The organism is Paenibacillus kribbensis, from assembly GCF_001705305.1.
Lineage (GTDB): Bacteria > Bacillota > Bacilli > Paenibacillales > Paenibacillaceae > Paenibacillus > Paenibacillus kribbensis_B.
Genome location: NZ_MCBP01000007.1, coordinates 211,794 through 232,181 on the forward strand (window position 1 = coordinate 211,794; position 20,388 = coordinate 232,181).

Here is a 20,388-nt window from a genome sequence, read left to right on the forward strand (position 1 = left end):
AGGCAGACCCATGAGAATTATCCCTGAAACCCTTCGCGGAGGGTCGGCTTTGGCAGAAGATTATACTAAGGGTACAGGGCGCGCGCGCGATTTGTATGAGTACGATGTTCTGCATGCCGATGCATATGCCCAACGGGCGAAGTGGCTGGATGAGACGGAGCATCTGCGATTAAGCCGTAAGGAAGTCGTAGCATGTCTTCGCATATACAATGAGCAATACAATTCGTATGAGGCAGTTCGGGCTTCATTGGATCGTCTGGAAAGTCCAGATGCTTTAGTAGTAGCTGGCGGACAACAGAGTGGGCTGTTCACAGGTCCGATGTTGGTCATTTACAAAGCGGTCACCATCATTCAGGCGGCCAGGGAAGCAGAGGAGAGGCTTGGACGTCCGGTCATTCCCGTCTTTTGGATTGCTGGTGAAGATCATGACTGGGACGAGGTCAATCATACATACGTACTGGCGAGTGACCCGCAAGCAGTCAAAATCAAGCTGAAAAAGCAGCCTGAACGCCGTTCTTCGGTTAGTGCCATTAAAGTGGATGCTGTAGAGTGGGAGCAGGCAATGGCAGATATAGAACAAAGCTTGCCTGATTCAGAGCACAAGGCTGATATTTTGCGTATGATTGAGCATGGTCTGACAGATTCATATGGACTAAGTGAGGCCTTTGCCAAGCTGCTGGGCCTTTTATTTGGCGACTATGGATTAGTGCTGCTGGATTCAGCAGATCCTTCGCTGCGCAAGCTGGAAGCATCTGTTTTTCGTCGGTTGGTTCAGCACAATGATGAGCTGGAGCAGGCATACCGGACGGCTGCTGCGCGAATCGTGGATTACGGCTATCATTTACAAGCGGATGTACACGAAGATGGCGCGAATCTTTTTTATATCCATGAAGATGAACGTTTGCTGCTTTTCAAGCAAGGCGGACTATTTACGGATCGGCGCGGCATGGTAACTTTTACACAGGAAGAACTGCTTAGGGAGATAGATATACATCCGGAACGTTTTAGTAACAATGTACTAACCCGTCCTCTCATGCAGGATTCATTGTTTCCGGTACTTGCATCTGTGCTAGGTCTAGGAGAAATTGCCTATTGGGCGATTACCCGGGACGCCTTCGGGGTTCTGAAGATGCAGATGCCGATACTGCTGCCCCGAATGTCCTTTACGCTGGTAGAGCCGGGTGTAGAAAAGTATATGCTTAAGCACGAATTAAGCTTTGGACAGGTTAGGGACGGCCTTGAGGAGTCGAAGAAACAATGGCTTGCAGCCCAAGATCAGCTTGGAATTCAGGATCAGTTTTCCGGGGTGAAAGAAGCTTTTGCCCGTCTATACGAGCCGCTTGTACAGCAGGCAGGTTTGATTGAAAAAGGGTTGCTTCCGATCGGAGAAACCAACAGCAAAAAGATTCTGTTGCAGATCGCTTATCTGGAGACAAAAGTTCAGGAAGCGCTCCTTAGGCAAAATGAAACAGCACTTCGCCAGTGGGATCGTATTGAGTGGTCGCTTTTTCCATTTGGTCAGCCGCAGGAGCGGGTGTACACGATCTATCATTTTCTAAACCGTCACGGTCTTGGTTTAATTGATATGATTATGAACATACCAACGGATCTGACGGGTACGCACCGTGTAATTTATGTGTAATTTATGTAAGATTTTTTGTGTAGTGCATTGATTTTACCGTGTTAGCAGATTCAACCCATATTAAGGAGGAAACAACATAATGACTTCCCATTCTCTGCAAAACAGCATTGTTCACGATCTTAAACTGGCCCCTGAAGGTCATCTGAAAATTGATTGGGTGGAAGCCCACATGCCGGTATTGAACCGGATACGTCAACAGTTCGAGCGGGAGCAGCCTTTTGCAGGTCTGAAGGTAACCATCTGTCTGCATCTGGAGGCTAAAACAGCTTATTTGGCTAAAGTAGTACAGGCAGGTGGGGCGCAGGTCACGATTACCGGTAGTAATCCATTGTCCACACAAGATGATGTTTGCGCGGCATTGGTTGAAGATGGGATTACAGTCTTGGCTAAATACAATCCGGATCCGGAAGAGTTCAAAAATTTGCAAATTAAGGCGCTGGAAACGAAGCCGGATCTCATCATTGATGATGGTGGTGATCTTGTAACTCTGTTGCAATCCGAACGGCCTGATCTGATTTCTACCATCCGTGGGGGAGCGGAAGAGACCACTACAGGGATTATTCGTTTAAAGGCATTGGAAAAAGAAGGGCAGCTTCACTTTCCAATGGTGGCCGTGAATGATGCATACTGCAAATATTTGTTCGACAACCGCTACGGTACAGGACAGTCAGCTTTCGACGGCATTATTCGTACAACGAACCTGGTTGTGGCAGGAAGTACGGTCGTTGTAGTAGGCTATGGCTGGTGTGGCAAAGGGGTTGCAATGCGAGCAAAAGGCTTAGGAGCCAATGTTGTTGTAACTGAAGTTGATCCAATCAAGGCAGTAGAAGCCCATATGGATGGTTTCCATGTATTGCCGATGGTAGAAGCGGCTAAACTGGGTGATTTCTTCATTACAGTAACTGGAAATAAAGCTGTAATTACCGGGGAGCACTTTGATGTTATGAAGGATGGGGCTGTGCTGTGCAACGCAGGACATTTTGATGTGGAGGTTAGTAAGCCTGAGCTTGCCAAACGCTCCGAGTCCATTCGCACGGTCCGTCGCAACATTGAGGAGTATCGCTTTAAAGACGGGCGTAAAATGTACCTGCTGGCAGAGGGACGTCTCGTGAATTTGGCTGCTGCGGATGGTCACCCTGCTGAGATTATGGATACAACATTTGCGCTTCAGGCGCTTGGCTTGAAATATGTGAATGATCGTTATAACGAACTGGGCAAAGCTGTTATAAATGTGCCTTATGAAATTGATGAGCAAGTAGCCCGCTTCAAGCTCGATAGCCTGGGAATCAAGATCGATGCTTTAACAGAAGAACAAAAGATCTACCTGGACAGCTGGAACGCGTAACCGGAGTATTTCCAGTCACAATGCTGACTGCGAAGGCATTCGGTTTTTAAACCAGATGCTTGTATAGGTTGACATCCGGATTGGAGATTAAGCCCTTTATTTCATGTTGTTTCGAAACCTGATGCATATTGTCGGGGGTTCGGCTTCATGGAGTAAAGGGCTTTTTGGCATCTTGTGACGGAGGGTTACAATAACAGACACAATCGTATCGATTTGCCGTTTATCACTTTTTGGTAATGAAAAAGAGGTCTTTGATTTTTTAAAGCGAATCTATTATGCTTAGGTGGTGGAAAGTGGGCCAAAGTGGGAGAATGGGGTAAGGGGTGACGAAACCAATGTTTATGGGGGAGTTCCAACATAGCATTGATGAGAAGGGTCGGCTTACAGTTCCGGCCAAATTTCGTGAACTTCTCGGTGCCTCGTTCGTAGTTACCCGCGGGCTGGACCAATGCCTCTTCGTGTATCCCATGGATGAGTGGGCTGTCATGGAGAAAAAATTGAAGGCACTGCCTCTGATGAAAGCTGATGCACGGGCGTTTACCCGATTTTTTTTCTCGGGAGCGACTGAATGCGAATTGGACAAACAGGGCAGGGTAAATTTACCGGGAAATTTGTGCGAATACGCCAAGCTCACTAAAGAGTGCGTCGTATTGGGAGTGTCCACTCGGGTAGAGATTTGGAGCAAGCACACTTGGGAACAATATTTCAGCCAATCAGAAGAAGCATTTAACGACATTGCTGAGAAATTGGTTGATTTCAACTTTGAATTGTAATTTAGGAGGTCAGTCGTTTGTTTCACCACATTACCGTACTCAAGGAAGAAGCAACACAGGCACTGAACATCAGGCAGGACGGGATCTATGTGGACTGCACGCTGGGAGGGGCAGGACACAGTTCCGTCATTGCGTCACAGCTCGGCCCTGAGGGAAGGCTCATCGCCTTTGATCAGGACGATTGGGCATTGGACAATGCGCGTGAGAAGTTGTCGGCCTATCAAGGAAAGATTTCATTAGTGAAATCCAACTTCCGCCACCTGCAGGACAAGCTGGCCGAACTGGGATTGCCCGAAAAAGACGGCGTCCCGCAGGTCCAAGGCATTTTGTTCGATCTGGGTGTATCCTCGCCCCAGTTCGATGAGGGGGAACGGGGATTCAGCTATAATCATGATGCACCGCTTGACATGCGGATGGATCAGAGTAGCTCGCTTACGGCCTACGAAATTGTCAATGAATGGCCGGAAGCGGAGATTGCACGTATCCTGTTTCAATACGGAGAAGAGAAGTTTTCACGACGGATCGCGAAGATCATGATTGAACGTCGAATGAACAAGCCTATTCACACAACGGGGGAACTTGTCGATATTATCAAAGAAGGAATTCCGGCTGCGGCACGCAGAACCGGGGGACATCCGGCTAAACGCAGCTTTCAGGCTTTGCGGATTGCTGTGAATGATGAGCTGGGTGCACTGGAAGATACTTTGCATCAGGCTATAAAATGTCTGGCTCCAGGGGGCAGAATTTCGGTTATTACGTTTCATTCCTTGGAGGATCGGATATGCAAACATATTTTCAAGGAGTATTTGGCGAAAAGCATCTATCCGTCTGATTTGCCTATTTTGGATGACAAAATGGTAGGCGATCTAAAGCTGGTGAATCGTAAGCCGATTGTGGCATCAGAGCAGGAATTGGAGCTTAATCCACGGTCCCGGTCGGCCAAGCTGAGAGTTGCCGAGAAATTGTAAATTTAATGAGAAGGAGAGGCGACATGGCTTATACACGGGGTAATTTGGCTGTAAAAGAAAGAGCCCGTCAGGAACAGGTTCAACAACAACGGTATCGTGAGACCACCAAAGTCGTTACACGCCGCAGAGAGCTGCCGATTCGGGAAAAGCTGCTGTATCTGTTGACACTTGTAGCGTGCATAGTCATTGCTGGTATGTTGATTGGCAGGTACGCTCATATTTATCAAATTAATTATGCGATTAATACGGCCAGCAAGGACATCTCCAAATTACAGACCAATATCGCCCAACTGAAGATTCAAAAAGAGAGGCTCGAGAATCAGATTGCGCCAACTGCAAAGCAGCAGGGATATATCGAGCCAACAAAAGAGCCCATTCGTGTAGAAAAGCAGACTGCCAAATAGGTAAGAGCATAGCATCAAGCTATGCTCTAATGTACATTTTTTGCAGAGAGGTTTGAGCTATGGTCAAGAGAATAAAGCTTCGCACACTGCTGATAGGGGGATGTATTACCCTCTTTTTTCTTGTTCTGCTGCTAAAGGTATTTTGGATTCAGGTCGTAAGCGGGGAATATTGGCATAAACAGGTAGTTGCACAGGTGGAAAAAGATCAGGTGATTCTGCCCAAGCGTGGAACGATTACGGACCGTAAAGGAAACGTACTGGCTACGGATGCACCTGCTTATACGGTAGTGGTCAACCCGAGTATCATTCAGGAATACGACTTGGAAAACGAGGTTGTAGCCAAACTGCATCAGTTACTTAAAACACCTGAGGATGAGTTGAGAAGACATCTTTCGGCCAAGGACAGTAAGGGGAACTACTTAGTAAATCGCGAGATCCGTAATGGTGGCTGGAAGGCAGATCCCGAGGTCAAGGTACAGGTGGATACGTTCAAAAAATATTTGAAGGATAAGTATGAAGTGGTTGGGGCGGTGGACACGGCTCAGGAGTCCAAACGCTATTATCCCGAAAATAAACTGGCTTCTCATGTTCTTGGCTATCAACGAAAAGATGGAACAGCAGGTATGGGGCTGGAGGCTTATTATAATAAAGAGCTTTCGGGTACGGCTGGCAAGCTTCTTTATCAGCGGGATCTGAAGGGTGTTCCTCTTCAGGGATCGGAAAGTATCTATGAGCCGGCACAAAATGGAAAAAATTTAAAGCTGACGATTGATGATACGATTCAGTATTATATAGAGAACGCCATGCAGGAAGCTATTGCAAAATACAATCCGAAAACGATGACTGTTGTAGCGGCAGATCCCCAAACGATGGATGTTCTCGGGATGGCGAGTTATCCCAATTTTAATCCCAATACATATGGGAGTGCACCATTGGAATCTTTTCGTAATAACGCTACTCAGTCTATCTACGAGCCGGGTTCTACGTTTAAGATTGTAACCTTGGCTGCTGCGGTTCAGGAAAAGGTATTTAATCCGAATGAAACCTACCGGTCTGGTATCGTTAGGGTCGGAGGCTGGGATATTCGCGACGTGAGCCGTAACTGGGGAACGTTAACCTATCTTCAAGGTGTCAAGCGTTCAAGTAACGTCGGTTTCGTCCATCTAGGGCTGGACAAGCTGGGTGGCGAAAAACTGAAAAATTATATTAATAACTTTGGATTTGGTGTAAAAACAGGGATTGATCTTCCGAGTGAGTCTGCTGGAGCTATCACATTCCATACCCAATACAAATCCGAAGTTGCAACGGCTTCCTTTGGACACGGACGTGTTCAGGTGACACCTATCCAGCAGGTAGCTGCGATTTCGGCCATTGCTAATGGGGGTAAGCTAATGGTGCCTCATCTGGTGAAGGAAATTGTGAATCCGGATACGGGCGAAGTGCAGACGATTCAACCTAAGGAAGTCCGTCAGGTGATTTCGAAGGAATCGGCAGTCCAGACAAGCAGCTATCTGGAGCAGGTTGTGTCGGACCAGGAAATTGGTACAGGACGCCTTGCCTATATTGACGGATATCGTGTTGCTGGTAAAACAGGTACGGCGACGAAAGTCGTCGGCAAAGTATACGACCATTCGAAGGATGTCGTGTCCTTTATTGGATTTGCACCGGTAAATGATCCGAAAATAGCCGTATTGGTCGTCATGGACGAACCTAACAAATCGGTAGGCGGTGGTACGGCAGCGGCGCCTGTATTTAAAAAAATCGTGTCCCAGTCACTGCAATATATGGGAGTTCCCAAAACAGGAACCAAGGCGAATAAGACAGATGGCTCTGCTGTGAAAACGGTGGACCTGCCCACGGTACCACAATTAACCGGTCAGGTGAAAAAGGATGCACAAAACGCATTGCTCAAACAGGGGATTGCCTATGAAACAGTAGGTAAAGGCTCCAAAATCGTTCGCCAATATCCTGAGGCAGGCGTCAAAATGAAATCGGGACAACGCATTTATTTGCTGACCGAGGATAGTGCCAACATGACCATCCCTGACTTTACAGGTGTTTCATTGCGTGACACACTTCAAGTTTTGACGCTTATGAAGGTTGGTGTCCAGGTGAGTGGAGAGGGTTACGTTGTCTCTCAAAAGGCACAAATGGTGAATGGCAAGCGGACTGTCAGTGTGAAGCTCCAGCCAGCCAAGGAAACCGTAACCGGAGTGAAACCGGAGGACACGCCGGATCAGGCCACAGGTGTGGCTACAAATCAGTCAGGCAGTGCAGCGAAGACGGGTACCAATCTCAAAACCGATACAAAAACCGACACCGGCACCGATACTACTGCGAATGCAGGCACAAGCGTCAGGTCTCCGAGTGGAGGAATCTCAGCTATAGCAGATGAAAAAAGTGCTGCCGCTATTAAAGGCGAGGATAATTGATAGCTTGTTCTAACGTCCGTTTTTTTGAATATTCATGAGGTAAGACATGTCATGAGTATTTGGAGGAACGGAGGGGAGCGCGTTTGAAAAAATCTAACGTGATCATGCGGCGCAGGCTGGTGTGGGGGCTGCTGGGATTGTTTGTACTGTTCACGGCCTTGTCGATCCGGCTCGCCTATGTTCAATTGGGTAAAGGAGGCGAGCTCTCGGCCAAGGCTGAGGATTCGTGGCGCCGCAATATTCCTTTTGCCGCCAAGCGTGGCGAAATTTTGGACCGGCAGGGTACAGCATTGACCTATAATGTTAGTTCGCCGACAGTTATGGCGATACCCGTACAGATTAAGCAGCCGGAAGAAACGGCACGGAAGCTGGCGCCCTTGCTGGATATGAGTGAGGATAAAATGCTTAAGCTCATTACCAAACGAACTGCAAGCCAAAAACTTCAGCCCGGCGGACGGAAAATTACGATGGAGAAAGCGCAGCAAATTCGTGATTTGAAGCTGCCGGGTATCGTTGTTGCTGAGGACAACAAACGTTATTATCCCTATGGCGATCTGGCGGCTCATATTCTCGGATTTACGGGAATTGATAATCAAGGGCTGACAGGCGTAGAGAAGCAGCAAAACAGCAAGCTTCGGGGTATTGATGGGAGCATTGCATATTTATCCGATGCAGGTGGACGGCTGATGCCCGGATCTTCTGAAAAGTACATTGAACCGAAGGATGGTCTGAATTTACAATTGACCATTGACAAGTCTGTGCAGTCCATTATGGAACGAGAGCTTGACCAAGCTATGGTCAAATTTCAGGCCAACTCAGCATTATCTATTGCCATGAATCCCAAGACGGGTGAGATACTGGGCATGGCTGGACGACCAAGCTATGAGCCAGCGCTATACAAGCAATATGCGCCTGAAATTTACAATCGGAATTTGCCGATCTGGATGACCTACGAACCTGGTTCTACGTTTAAAATTATTACATTGGCCGCAGCGCTGGAAGAAAAGAAAGTGGATCTTAAAAATGACCGTTTTTTTGATCCGGGATATATTGAAGTCGGTGGGGCGCGCCTGCGCTGTTGGAAAAAAGGCGGTCATGGCAGCGAGACCTTTCTTCAAGTGGTGGAGAATTCTTGCAACCCCGGTTTTGTAACGCTTGGGCAGCGCTTAGGCAAAGAAGCACTGTTCAAGTACATTCGCAATTTCGGCTTCGGCAGCAAAACGGGCATCGACATGATTGGTGAGGGAAATGGAATTTTGTTCAAACTTCCTCAGGTGGGGCCTGTAGAACTGGCGACAACCGCCTTTGGTCAAGGGGTTTCGGTCACTCCGATCCAGCAGGTGACGGCGGTATCTGCTGCAATTAATGGTGGCAACCTTTATAAGCCTCACATTACAAAAGCCTGGATTCAGCCGGGAACAGGCAAGGTGCTGGAAAAAGTAGAACCGGAGCTGGTACGAAGGGTTGTTTCAGAGGATACCTCCCGACAGGTGAGGGAGGCGCTGGAGAGCGTCGTTGCTAAAGGCACAGGTCGTCCTGCTTTTATTGAGGGCTACCGGGTGGGCGGTAAAACGGGTACAGCGCAGAAGGTCATTAATGGACATTATTCTTCTTCAGAGCATATTGTATCTTTTATCGGCTTTGCTCCCGCGGATGACCCGCAGATTGTGGTTTACACTGCTGTTGATAACCCGAAAGGTGTTCAATTCGGAGGGGTAGTCGCTGCGCCAATCGTGCAAAATATTTTGCGGGATTCGCTGCTTGCTCTGAAAATACCACCTCGCACCAATCAGATTGCCAAGGAGTACAAGTACGGGGAAACTCGAATTGATACGGTCCCGGATTTGGTAGGTGCCGGCGTGGCTGATTTGTACGAAGATATGAATATGAACTTTATGCTTGTAAAATCCGGGTCAGGCAAGACGGTTGTCAGTCAGGCACCGAAGCCGGGCTCCAGATTGGAACGAGGATCAACGATCCGTATTTATATGGGGGATTGATAGGTTTTTTTTATACCATACTATGAATAACGAGAGAGCAATGGAGGAATGAAAGATGGAGCTTCAACAATTGGCTTCACTGCTGGCCGTCTCCCGCATTGTGGGGGACGGTACAGTGGATTGCCGAGGAATCGGGGCGGATTCACGTCGGGTGGAGCAGGGGGACTTGTTTCTGTGCTTGCCCGGTTTTACAGTGGACGGACATGACTATGCCGTGCAGGCAATTGCGTCCGGTGCGGCAGCCTTAGTTGTAGAACGGGAGCTGGATGTGCCTGTTCCACAGCTTGTGGTTAAGGACGCTCGTTATGCTATGGCGGTTTTGTCGGATTATATGTTTGATTCACCGAGCCGCCGATTGCGCATGATCGGCATCACCGGAACAAATGGCAAAACCACGATCACTTATCTAATTGAAAAAATCATGAATGATGCCAGAGTAAATACCGGACTGATCGGTACGATTCAAATGCGTTATGGTGGTCAGTCTTACCCTATGTCAGGCACCACGCCCGAAGCGGTAGAGCTACAACGTTATCTCGGAAATATGGCAGAGCAAGGTGTTCAATGCTGTGTCATGGAGGTATCCTCCCATGCATTGGAGCAGGGACGCGTCAAAGGAACTGATTTTCGTACTGCAATATTTACAAACCTGACGCAGGATCACCTGGATTATCACAACACGATGGAGGAGTACCGTGCTGCCAAAGGACTTTTGTTTTCCAGATTGGGAAATGCCTTCTCGCGGGATGCGACGGATAGTAAATATGCTGTTCTGAATGCGGATGATCCGGCCTCTTCCTACTTTCAGGCCCAAACTGCGGCCCAAGTCATTACATACGGCGTGGAAAAGGAATCCGATGTGCAGGCATCCCGTATCACGATTAGCGCGAAGGGAACCTCCTTCCATGTGTCCACTTTTAAAGGGGATACCGATATTGAGCTTCGAATGGTAGGCAAGTTCAACGTGTACAACGCATTAGCAGCCATCACGGCTGCTTTACTGGAAGGGATCTCGCTGGCCGATATTAAGCACAGTCTGGAGTCTATAGCAGGCGTAGACGGGCGGGTAGAGCCTGTAGATGCGGGTCAGCCATTTGCTGTGATTGTAGATTACGCCCATACTCCGGACGGATTGGAAAATGTTCTTCGCACGGTTAAGGAATTTGCGGTCGGTAAAATATGGTGTGTATTTGGATGCGGCGGAGACCGGGACCGTACCAAACGTCCCTTGATGGGAAAGATTGCCGCGCGATACAGCGATCATTCATTTATTACTTCCGACAACCCCCGAACAGAGGACCCGGAAGTTATTTTAAAAGACATCGAGCAGGGGCTGATTGACGAAGGGATAGCCGCAGAACGATACGAGCTGATCGTAGATCGCAGAGCTGCTATTCATAAAGCTATTGAAATGGCAAGCCCTGACGATGTAGTATTGATTGCGGGAAAAGGTCATGAGACCTACCAGCTGATCGGAAAAACGGTGCATGAATTTGATGACCGCATCGTAGCCAAAGAAGCGATAAGGGGTTTATCCAAGTGATGAAAAGAACAATCGGTCAAATTGCCTCCATGAGCGGGGGAACGCTTCACATTGAAGCGGACGCTGAACGGATGGTTGAGGGCGTTTTTACAGATTCACGCAAGCCGCAAAGCCAAGGACTGTTCGTTCCACTTTCCGGCGAGCGATTTGACGGACATAATTATGTGCAGCAGATCATGAGCGAGGCAGGTGCAGCTGCTTTTTTATGGCAAAAGGATCACGGAGCGCCTCCGGCGGGAAACGCCATTGAAGTAGAGGATACATTAGAAGCTCTCCAGAAGCTAGCAGCTGCATATTTGCGTGAAACTGGCGTTTCAGTCGTCGGAATCACAGGAAGCAACGGCAAGACGACGACAAAAGACATCGTGACGGCTCTGCTGGGCACGACTTTTAAAGTACACAAAACCGAAGGAAATTATAACAATCATATCGGTTTGCCTTTAACGGTACTGTCCATGCCGCAGGATACAGATATTCTTGTTCTTGAGATGGGTATGAGCGGACGCGGCGAGATTCGCCTGCTAACTAATATTGCAAAGCCGGATGTTGCAGTCATTACGAACATAGGCGAATCACACTTGCTCCAGCTCGGTTCCCGTGCGGAAATCGCTCGTGCAAAGCTGGAAATCGCCAGTGGCCTCAAGCCCGGTGGCTTGCTGATCTACAACGGTGATGAACCACTATTGCCACAAGTGCTGGCGGAGCCTGCAACGGTCAAGCCTGAAGGTTTAAAATGGTTTACGTTCGGGATATCCAAGAACAATGATGATTATCCAACAGCAATCACTTCGGATGGAGAAGGTAACTTATTCACAACAGCCCAATCCGGCAAAGAGGCTTTCCGACTTCCCTTGCTTGGACAGCACAATATTGTGAACGGGTTGGCAGCGCTGGCGGTAGCGCGTCATTTCAATGTCGATGCAGATCATATACGCAAAGGGCTGTCGTCTTTGAAACTGACAGGCATGCGCATTGAGGTTGTGAGATGCTCTGACGGACTTACTGTGCTAAATGATGCCTATAACGCCAGTCCTGCTTCAATGAAGGCTGCACTACAGACGTTATCCGGGTACAAAACGGACGGACGTAAAATTGCCGTGCTTGGTGATATGCTGGAGCTGGGATCGGAGGAAAAGCAATTCCATGAGGAAATCGGGCTTTTTGCAGTTAAGCATGACGTAGAGGAACTGTTTACCTACGGTGAGCTAGGGATGGCTATTGCACAGGGAGCTCTAGGGCTAATGCCAACTGAACACGTACACGCTTATACGGATAAGGAAAAGCTGATCCAGCATTTGCGGACTTATCTCCATGCTAATGATATTGTGCTGGTTAAGGCATCCAGAGGGATGCGATTGGAAGAAATTGTGGATGCGCTGAAAAACGGTCCGCTACAGAACTGATGTTGACGAGAGGAAGACTCCCATGGATATTCAATTATTACTGCTGACGATCGTCGTATCGTTTATACTGGCGGTCATTGCCGCTCCACTGCTTATTCCGCTGCTGCGGCGTATGAAATTCGGCCAGCAGGTCCGGGATGACGGGCCACAAAGCCATCTTAAAAAGATAGGTACGCCTACAATGGGCGGTATCGTGATTTTGCTGGCTTTTACGCTGACCTTTCTTAAGTTTTCAGCTATCAAAAATACGGACTTTTACGTTTTATTGGTCGCTACGCTCGGCTTTGGGCTGATCGGCTTTTTGGATGACTATATTAAAATTGTATTCAAGCGCTCACTGGGTCTGACGGCGCGCCAAAAGCTGTTTGGACAATTATTGTTTGGCGGGATTATGTGCTGGCTTTTGCTCAGCAATGATCATAGTACTGCCATCGGCATTCCGGGTACCTCATGGTCATTTGATTGGGGTGGCTGGTTTTACTACCCGTTCATCATTATCATGATGCTGGCGATCAGCAATGCTGTCAATTTCACAGACGGGCTGGACGGGCTGCTGTCCGGTACCAGTGCGATTGCCTTCGCCGCTTATGCCATTGTCGCGATTCAGGCGACCTCGCTTCCGGCTGCGGTATGCTCGGCGGCGATGATTGGTGCTGTGCTTGGTTTTCTTGTATACAATGCACACCCTGCCAAAGTATTTATGGGCGACACGGGATCGCTGGGCATCGGTGGCGCCATGGGTGCCATCGCAATCGTTACGAAAAGCGAAATTTTATTCATTATTATCGGTGGCGTATTCGTGATTGAAATGCTGTCCGTGGTCTTGCAGGTAGCTTCCTTTAAAACACGTGGCAAACGCATTTTCAAAATGAGCCCGATTCACCATCATTTCGAGCTGTCCGGTTGGTCCGAATGGCGCGTAGTTATCACATTCTGGGCTGTAGGACTGCTGCTGGCAGGACTCGGACTTTATCTCAACAAGGGGTTGTAGACAAATGAATCATCCAGACGCATACCGAGATCAGGAAGTTGTCGTTATAGGCCTGGCCAAAAGCGGTGTACAGGTTGCCAAGGTGCTGCATCAGGCAGGAGCCAAGCTGACCGTTAATGATAAAAAAGACAGGGAACAATGTCCCGAAGCTTCTGAATTAGAGGCTTTGGGAATTTCCGTTTTATGCGGGGGGCACCCGGAGGGACTGATTCATCCGGGCGTGAAGCTGGTTGTCAAAAATCCAGGCATCCCTTATACCGCCCCGCCTGTACAGAAAGCTGTCGAGCTCGGCATTGAGGTTGTGACCGAAGTTGAGGTTGCCTACCATCTGTGTAAAGCCCCGATCATCGGAATTACTGGCTCCAATGGGAAGACGACCACGACCACGTGGGTGGGCAAGCTGTTGGAGTCTGCTGGCATGAATCCGATCGTGGCTGGTAATATCGGAACTCCATTATGTGAGGCGGCTGTGGACGCCAAGACAGATGAGTGGATGGTTGTGGAGCTGAGCAGCTTTCAATTAAAAGGAACAAAGGATTTTAAGCCTGCTGTTGCTTGCTTGCTCAATGTAGCTGAGACACATCTGGACTACCATGGAGGCATGGTGGATTATGTTGCATCCAAGGCACGTCTGTTTGCCAATCAAACGTCCGCTGATACAGCGGTGGTGAACTGGGATGATCCGGTCTGCCGGGAGCTTGTGCCTTATATTAAGGCGAAGCTGCTTCCGTTCTCGATGACGGAACGTTTGCAGGAAGGGTTGTTTGCTGACCCGCCATACATACCGGATGTGACGGATGATATCGAACGAAGCATCGTATATCGCGATAGCCTTGGGGTGGTGCATCCCATTATAGGTGTAGCCGAGATTGGCCTGCCGGGCCGTTTTAACGTAGAAAATGCGCTAGCTGCTTGCGCAATAGCCATTGCCGCAGGCGCAGAGCCTGCGAAGCTGGCAGAACCCTTAAGCGCTTTTCGCGGTGTAGAACATCGGCTTGAATATGTCATCGAGCATGCCGGAGCAGCCTATTACAATAATTCCAAAGCAACCAATTCCAAAGCGACTATGATGGCCCTATCTTCCTTTAAGCAACCCATTGTACTGATTGCCGGAGGGTTGGATCGCGGCTCAGATTATACGGAGCTTGTACCGTCCCTGCAGGAGCGTGTAAAGGCTGTTGTGCTCTTGGGTGAGACACGGCATAAGCTGGCAGATCGGGCTCATCAGGCCGGAATAGAGCATGTCGAGGTCGTCGATAATGGGGAGGACGCCGCCGCTACGCTCGTGGAGGCTGTGAACAAGGCGGCAGAATTTGCTGAGCCGGGAGATGTGGTATTACTCTCACCCGCTTGCGCAAGCTGGGATATGTTCCGATCCTATGAAGAGCGTGGACGTATTTTTAAAGAGGCGGCGCATAAATTGTAAGTAGGGGGGTTGGATAAGCCCCTACTTTTATGCAAGGGGTGGCCTCCTGATGAAGCAATCTCGTTCGGCGCCGGATATATGGCTTTTCGTCTGTATTGTAAGCTTGTTAGCCATCGGCATGATTATGGTATACAGCGCGGGCGCCGTCCTCGCTTTTCACGAGTACGGGGACTCCTACTATTTTGTAAAACGGCAATTGCTTTTTGCGGGGCTTGGTCTTGTAGCGATGTATTTTACTGCCCGAACGGACTATCGAATCTGGCAGAAATATGCCAAGGTCGTGCTGCTGATCTGTCTCGCGTTGCTGGTTGCCGTGTTAATTCCCGGCATTGGTGTAGTTAGAGGCGGAGCACGGAGCTGGCTGGGTATCAGCTCTTTCGGCATTCAGCCTTCCGAGTTTATGAAGCTGGGCATGATTCTTTATCTCGCCCAATGGCTCAGTCGTGCGGATTATGATATTAGCTCTTTTACGCGTGGCCTATTGCCTCCGCTTGGACTCATGGGACTGGCCTTCGGCCTGATCATGCTGCAGCCCGATTTGGGTACAGGCACAGTGATGATGGGAGCGTCCATGCTGATCGTATTTACGGCAGGTGCGCGTATGAAGCATCTTGGCCTGCTGGCCTTGTCGGGGGCAGCAGGGTTTGCTGCACTGATCGCGGCTGCGCCTTATCGACTCCAGCGGATTACTGCTTTTCTGGACCCTTGGTCCGATCCGCTTGGTGCAGGCTATCAAATTATTCAATCGCTATATGCCATTGGACCTGGTGGACTGGCGGGTCTGGGACTTGGCATGAGTCGGCAGAAATACAGTTATGTTCCCGAGCCGCAGACGGATTTTATCTTTTCTATTTTGGCGGAGGAGCTTGGGTTTATCGGCGGAATGACGGTGCTGGGACTCTTTCTGGTACTCGTATGGAGAGGAATGCGTGTCGCTATTACCATTCCGGACACCTACGGCAGCTTGCTTGCAGTAGGCATTGTCGGAATGGTCGCCGTGCAGGTTGTCATTAACATCGGTGTTGTCATTGGCTTAATGCCTGTGACAGGAATAACATTGCCCTTAATCAGCTATGGAGGTTCTTCCCTGACGCTGATGCTAACTGCGTTGGGTATTTTATTGAATTTATCACGTTATGCGAGGTGAACGTTTATGCGCGTCGTGTTGAGCGGCGGCGGTACCGGAGGGCATATTTATCCGGCGCTGGCCGTAGCCAGACAGTGCGAAGAGATTGATCCGGACGCTGAATTTTTATACATTGGCGGTCAACGAGGACTCGAAAGCAAGCTGGTTCCTCAGGAAAAAATTCCGTTTGAGGCTATTGATATCACAGGATTTCGTCGCAGCTTGTCCTTGGAAAATATAAAAACGATCATGCGCTTTTTCCAGGGGGTTCGCAGGTCCAAAGCGTTATTAAAAAAATTTAAGCCAGATATCGTCATAGGCACTGGGGGATATGTATGCGGCCCTGTCGTCTATGCAGCTTCCAAGCTGGGCATACCCAGTATCATTCATGAGCAAAATGCGATTCCGGGCCTGACCAATGCATTTCTGAGCCGCTATGTGGATACGGTGGCCGTTAGCTTTGAAGGCTCCGAAGGGGCTTTCCCCAAAGCCAAAAATGTATTGTATACCGGGAATCCACGCGCGACGACAGTTCGTTTGGCTAACCGGGATCGAGGCTTTGCTACGATCGGGGTTCCGATGAATAGTTCGGTTGTACTTGTGGTAGGTGGTAGCAGGGGAGCGAAAGCTATTAATGATGCTATGATTGCCATGGCTCCGCAACTTTCGCAACTAAAAGACGTCCATTTTGTATATGTGACTGGTGAATCTTACTATGAACAGACGTTGGACAGCATACGGAATCAGATCGGCTCATTGCCCAATCATCTTCACGTGCTTCCCTATATTCACAATATGCCAGAGGTGCTGGCTTGTACCTCTTTAATCGTTAATCGCGCTGGTGCGTCCTTCTTGGCCGAGATTACATCGTTGGGTATTCCGTCCATTCTGATTCCATCACCTAATGTGACCAATAATCATCAGGAGGCCAATGCCCGCACGCTTGAAAAGGCAGGTGCTTCGGTAATGATCGTGGAAAAGGAATTGAGCGGTTCTTCTCTGTTTCAGACCATTGCGGGAATTATGGAGGATGAAGCATTGCGTAACCGGATGGCAGAGTCGGCGTCTGCACTTGGCAAGCCTGACTCGGCAGATATTTTAGTAAAAGAAATGGAACGCCTTGCCCGTAAAAGGTAGTCCGCAGGGCAGTTTGGGCGGTTGTCACACACTGGACGCTATTGACATAGGATACCCTATAGATTGTGACCATCACTCAGGCTGCCGGTTGTCAGGTGAGAGCCTAATAACTATGCGGGGGCAAGCAACAAGGAGGTTTCAGTACAATGCAGCAATGGATGCCATTATTAGCGGAGCATGATATCGGAAAAGTGCTGGAGCATGAGCCGCTGTCCAAATATACGACATGGAAGATTGGAGGCCCTGCGGATGCTCTTGTCATCCCGGATACCAAGGAGCAGCTGGCAAGGATTTTACGGCTGGCCAGTGAGCACGGTATCCCCTGGATGCAGTTGGGGAGGGGCTCCAACATGCTCGTTTCCGACAAAGGAATACGGGGGCTTGTGATCAAGCTGGGGCCGGGATTTGATTATGTCCTTTTTGAGGATGAACGGATCATTGCTGGCGGAGGCGTGTCACTGGTCAAACTGTGTGTTATGGCTAGTAAGCAGGGGCTGTCCGGCCTTGAATTTGCGGGAGGTATCCCGGGATCAGTCGGGGGGGCTGTCTACATGAACGCCGGTGCCCATGGGTCTGATGTGTCACAAATATTCCAGTCCGCTGAGATTGTGCTGGATACAGGGGAATTGGCTATGTACGATGCCGAGGACATGCGTTTCAGCTATCGCCACTCCGTGCTGCATGAGCAGCGTGGAATGGTGACAGAGGCAGTATTTCAGATGAAGCGGGGCGACCGTGAGGAAATTTCAGCGGCGCTTACGGCTTTTAAAGACCGCCGCAGGCTGACTCAGCCGTTACAGTTAGCTTGCGCAGGAAGCGTGTTCCGTAATCCGCCAGGAGACTATGCCGCCCGGCTTATTGAAAGCGCAGGTCTGAAGGGCTTGAAGGCGGGAGGCGCTGAAGTATCTGTACAGCACGCCAATTTCATTGTAAATACCGGTCAAGCGACAGCAGAGGACGTGCTTACCCTAATGAAGCATATTCAAAGTACAATATCATCTCAAACCGGCATCAAGCTAGTTCCGGAGGTTTTCGTAGTGGGTGAGCGGTAAACTCGGAGGTGATACATTGGACAAATTGGTGATTGAGGGAGGCCGTCCCCTGTCAGGCACCATACGTATCCATGGAGCAAAAAATGCGGCACTGCCTATTCTTGCAGCAAGTTTGCTCGCGCAAGGTAAGGTGGAAATTCGGAATGTGCCCCATCTATTAGACATTAAGGTTATGCTGCACATCCTTGAAAGACTCGGCTGTAAATGCCGACATGAAGAGGAAACGGTATATGTGGATACGTCGTCCGTCCGATCGTTCCAAATCCCGGAAGATTTGATGAAGCAAATGCGTTCATCGATCTTTCTCATGGGACCCCTGCTCGCCAGATATGGTGAAGTTTCCATTTACCAACCGGGAGGCTGCGCTATAGGCGAGCGTAAAATCGATCTTCATCTGGAGGGATTAAAGGCTCTTGGTGCAGAGATCGAGGAAAAAGACGAGCAAATTACGTTCCGTGCCCGCAAGCTGACCGGCTCTGACATCCATATGGATTTTCCTAGTGTAGGGGCAACGGAAAATATTATGATGGCTGCCGTGTTGGCTGAAGGACGAACAACGATCACCAACGCAGCGAGGGAGCCGGAGATTCAGGATCTTCAAAACTTCCTGAATGCCATGGGTGCCCATATTATCGGTGCAGGAACAGGCACGATTACAATTACGGGGGTCAGTAGCCTGAATCCGTGTACGTATGAGGTCATTCCGGACCGTATTGTAGCAGGAACGGTTATGATCGCAGCTGCCGCTACACGTGGTAGTGTGTCATTGACACACTGTAATCCCTCCCACTTGTCCGCACTGATTCATGTCCTTAGGCGGGCTGGTGTTCAAATCGGCATCCTGAATGATATAATGACCATAAGTTGTATGAGCCGCCCCAAAGCGGTGGAGAGGATTGTTACTTCACCTTACCCATCTTTTCCAACCGATTTGCAGTCTCAAGTCATGGTTCTGCTTTCTTTGGCGGACGGCTTCAGTGTCATGAAAGAGACCGTTTTCGAAAGCAGATTCAAACATGTGGATGAATTAAATGTGATGGGAGCCGATATTACGGTCGATGCGAATGCTGCCTTTATAAGAGGAGTTTCTCGTCTGTACGGGGCTACGGTAGAGGCTACCGATCTGCGGGCAGGGGCTGCGCTGGTTATAGCGGGGCTGGCTGCTCAGGGACGTACCATTGTTGAGCAGGTTCACCACATTGACAGAGGGTACGACCGGATCGAACGTCTTTTCCAGGGACTGGGTGCCTTAATGATTCGCCAGTCTCCGGTGCCGGAGCAGCTGGATTTCGTAAATTAATGCCTGGAACGTCCCTCCGTCAGCGGGGGGACAAAAGGCTTTTGTGGAGAGAAGCTATGCCAAATGCTCAAATACCTGTTCTTAAAAAGAATAAAACGAAAAAAAGAACAAGCCGGAAGATTGCCGTTCTTCTCATTTTATTGTTCATTGTGTTACTCGCTGTTCTCTTTTTCCGTTCTTCGTTAAGTCGGGTTTCTGAAATCCGTTTTGATGGTAATGTATTTTCGACCCGAGAGCAGCTTCTAAATCGAAGCGGTCTGGCTGTCGGGGACCAGTATTTTGGAGTTAGTTCATCTGACATTTCTGAAAAGCTGCGGGAAATTCAGTCGATTCAGCAAGTCACGGTGGACAAGCAGTTTCCGGGTGTCATTTCTGTTCACATTAAAGAGTTTGCTACGGTCGCTTATGAGTTGCAGAGTGATGGCAGCCTGCGAGCAATTCTGGCAAACGGGTCAAGCGTAGGCGTGGGCAGCAGCGGAATAGCTGTTGAGAAGCCGATTTTAACCAAATGGAAATCGGATGATCCGTATAAAGCGAAGCTGTGTGATGCGTTATCACGTATTCCGGGAGAGTGGACAGCCGATATTTCGGAAATCATTCCTGCGCCGATTCCTTCTTTTCCGGACCGCATAAAAATGTATACACGCTCCCAGTTTGAGGTGATAACAACCGTCTCGCTGCTGAACTCTAAAATCAGCTATTTGAATCAGGTGCTGGAAACAGAAGACCCCGGTCTGGTCACCATGCTGGCGGCGGATTCTTACGTTCCGTTCAAGCCGGATACGAGTGAAGAGGGACAAGAAAAAGACACTACTCAGTGATGTGAAAAAATGTTAGAATTAATTT

The 20,388-nt window shown here is 49.1% G+C and carries 16 protein-coding genes; all 16 read left to right on the forward strand.

Annotated features, from left to right (window positions below; translation table 11 throughout):
* Window positions 1-10 precede the first annotated feature (10 nt).
* The 16 genes from bshC to BAZ21_RS15060 all read left to right on the forward strand — a co-directional run bounded on the left by bshC (window position 11) and on the right by BAZ21_RS15060 (window position 20,363).
* The gene (bshC, locus tag BAZ21_RS14985) at window positions 11-1,642 is read left to right on the forward strand and encodes a bacillithiol biosynthesis cysteine-adding enzyme BshC (protein ID WP_068502150.1); all 1,632 of its coding nucleotides are present in this window, start codon (window positions 11-13) and stop codon (window positions 1,640-1,642) included.
* A 79-nt stretch (window positions 1,643-1,721) separates the two neighbouring features.
* A complete protein-coding gene (locus BAZ21_RS14990) occupies window positions 1,722-2,987 on the forward strand; it encodes an adenosylhomocysteinase (RefSeq protein ID WP_068502152.1) in 1,266 nt (421 codons plus the stop codon).
* 335 nt (window positions 2,988-3,322) lie between these two features.
* Entirely contained in the window at window positions 3,323-3,760 is a 438-nt protein-coding gene (mraZ, locus tag BAZ21_RS14995; RefSeq protein WP_007431201.1) for a division/cell wall cluster transcriptional repressor MraZ, read from the forward strand.
* A gap of 17 nt (window positions 3,761-3,777) precedes the next feature.
* A complete protein-coding gene (rsmH, locus tag BAZ21_RS15000; RefSeq protein ID WP_068502155.1) occupies window positions 3,778-4,728 on the forward strand; it encodes a 16S rRNA (cytosine(1402)-N(4))-methyltransferase RsmH in 951 nt (316 codons plus the stop codon).
* A gap of 23 nt (window positions 4,729-4,751) precedes the next feature.
* Window positions 4,752-5,132: a hypothetical protein gene (locus tag BAZ21_RS15005; protein WP_068502157.1), complete on the forward strand. Its 381-nt coding sequence runs from the start codon at window positions 4,752-4,754 to the stop codon at window positions 5,130-5,132.
* 59 nt (window positions 5,133-5,191) lie between these two features.
* Window positions 5,192-7,564 (forward strand): penicillin-binding transpeptidase domain-containing protein, encoded by a 2,373-nt coding sequence (locus BAZ21_RS15010; RefSeq protein ID WP_068502161.1) that lies wholly within the window; start codon window positions 5,192-5,194, stop codon window positions 7,562-7,564.
* Between the two features lie 83 nt (window positions 7,565-7,647).
* Complete coding sequence (locus BAZ21_RS15015) at window positions 7,648-9,564, forward strand: stage V sporulation protein D (protein WP_068502164.1); 1,917 nt, start codon at window positions 7,648-7,650, stop codon at window positions 9,562-9,564.
* A 55-nt stretch (window positions 9,565-9,619) separates the two neighbouring features.
* Entirely contained in the window at window positions 9,620-11,107 is a 1,488-nt protein-coding gene (locus tag BAZ21_RS15020) for a UDP-N-acetylmuramoyl-L-alanyl-D-glutamate--2,6-diaminopimelate ligase (RefSeq protein ID WP_068502167.1), read from the forward strand.
* A complete protein-coding gene (locus BAZ21_RS15025; RefSeq protein ID WP_068502170.1) occupies window positions 11,107-12,510 on the forward strand; it encodes a UDP-N-acetylmuramoyl-tripeptide--D-alanyl-D-alanine ligase in 1,404 nt (467 codons plus the stop codon). Before BAZ21_RS15020 ends, BAZ21_RS15025 begins: the two co-directional genes overlap by 1 nt.
* Before the next feature lie 22 nt (window positions 12,511-12,532).
* Complete coding sequence (gene mraY, locus BAZ21_RS15030) at window positions 12,533-13,501, forward strand: phospho-N-acetylmuramoyl-pentapeptide-transferase (protein WP_068502173.1); 969 nt, start codon at window positions 12,533-12,535, stop codon at window positions 13,499-13,501.
* 4 nt (window positions 13,502-13,505) lie between these two features.
* The gene (gene murD, locus BAZ21_RS15035; protein WP_068502175.1) at window positions 13,506-14,927 is read left to right on the forward strand and encodes a UDP-N-acetylmuramoyl-L-alanine--D-glutamate ligase; all 1,422 of its coding nucleotides are present in this window, start codon (window positions 13,506-13,508) and stop codon (window positions 14,925-14,927) included.
* A 49-nt stretch (window positions 14,928-14,976) separates the two neighbouring features.
* A complete protein-coding gene (gene spoVE, locus BAZ21_RS15040; protein ID WP_010345414.1) occupies window positions 14,977-16,074 on the forward strand; it encodes a stage V sporulation protein E in 1,098 nt (365 codons plus the stop codon).
* 6 nt (window positions 16,075-16,080) lie between these two features.
* Entirely contained in the window at window positions 16,081-17,190 is a 1,110-nt protein-coding gene (murG, locus tag BAZ21_RS15045; RefSeq protein WP_068502177.1) for an undecaprenyldiphospho-muramoylpentapeptide beta-N-acetylglucosaminyltransferase, read from the forward strand.
* A 146-nt stretch (window positions 17,191-17,336) separates the two neighbouring features.
* Window positions 17,337-18,242 (forward strand): UDP-N-acetylmuramate dehydrogenase, encoded by a 906-nt coding sequence (murB, locus tag BAZ21_RS15050; RefSeq protein WP_068502180.1) that lies wholly within the window; start codon window positions 17,337-17,339, stop codon window positions 18,240-18,242.
* Window positions 18,232-19,542: a UDP-N-acetylglucosamine 1-carboxyvinyltransferase gene (murA, locus tag BAZ21_RS15055; protein ID WP_176718154.1), complete on the forward strand. Its 1,311-nt coding sequence runs from the start codon at window positions 18,232-18,234 to the stop codon at window positions 19,540-19,542. Before murB ends, murA begins: the two co-directional genes overlap by 11 nt.
* A gap of 56 nt (window positions 19,543-19,598) precedes the next feature.
* Window positions 19,599-20,363 carry a cell division protein FtsQ/DivIB gene (locus BAZ21_RS15060; RefSeq protein ID WP_068502183.1) on the forward strand — a complete coding sequence of 255 codons (765 nt, stop codon included), beginning with the start codon at window positions 19,599-19,601 and terminating at the stop codon, window positions 20,361-20,363.
* Window positions 20,364-20,388 lie beyond the last annotated feature (25 nt).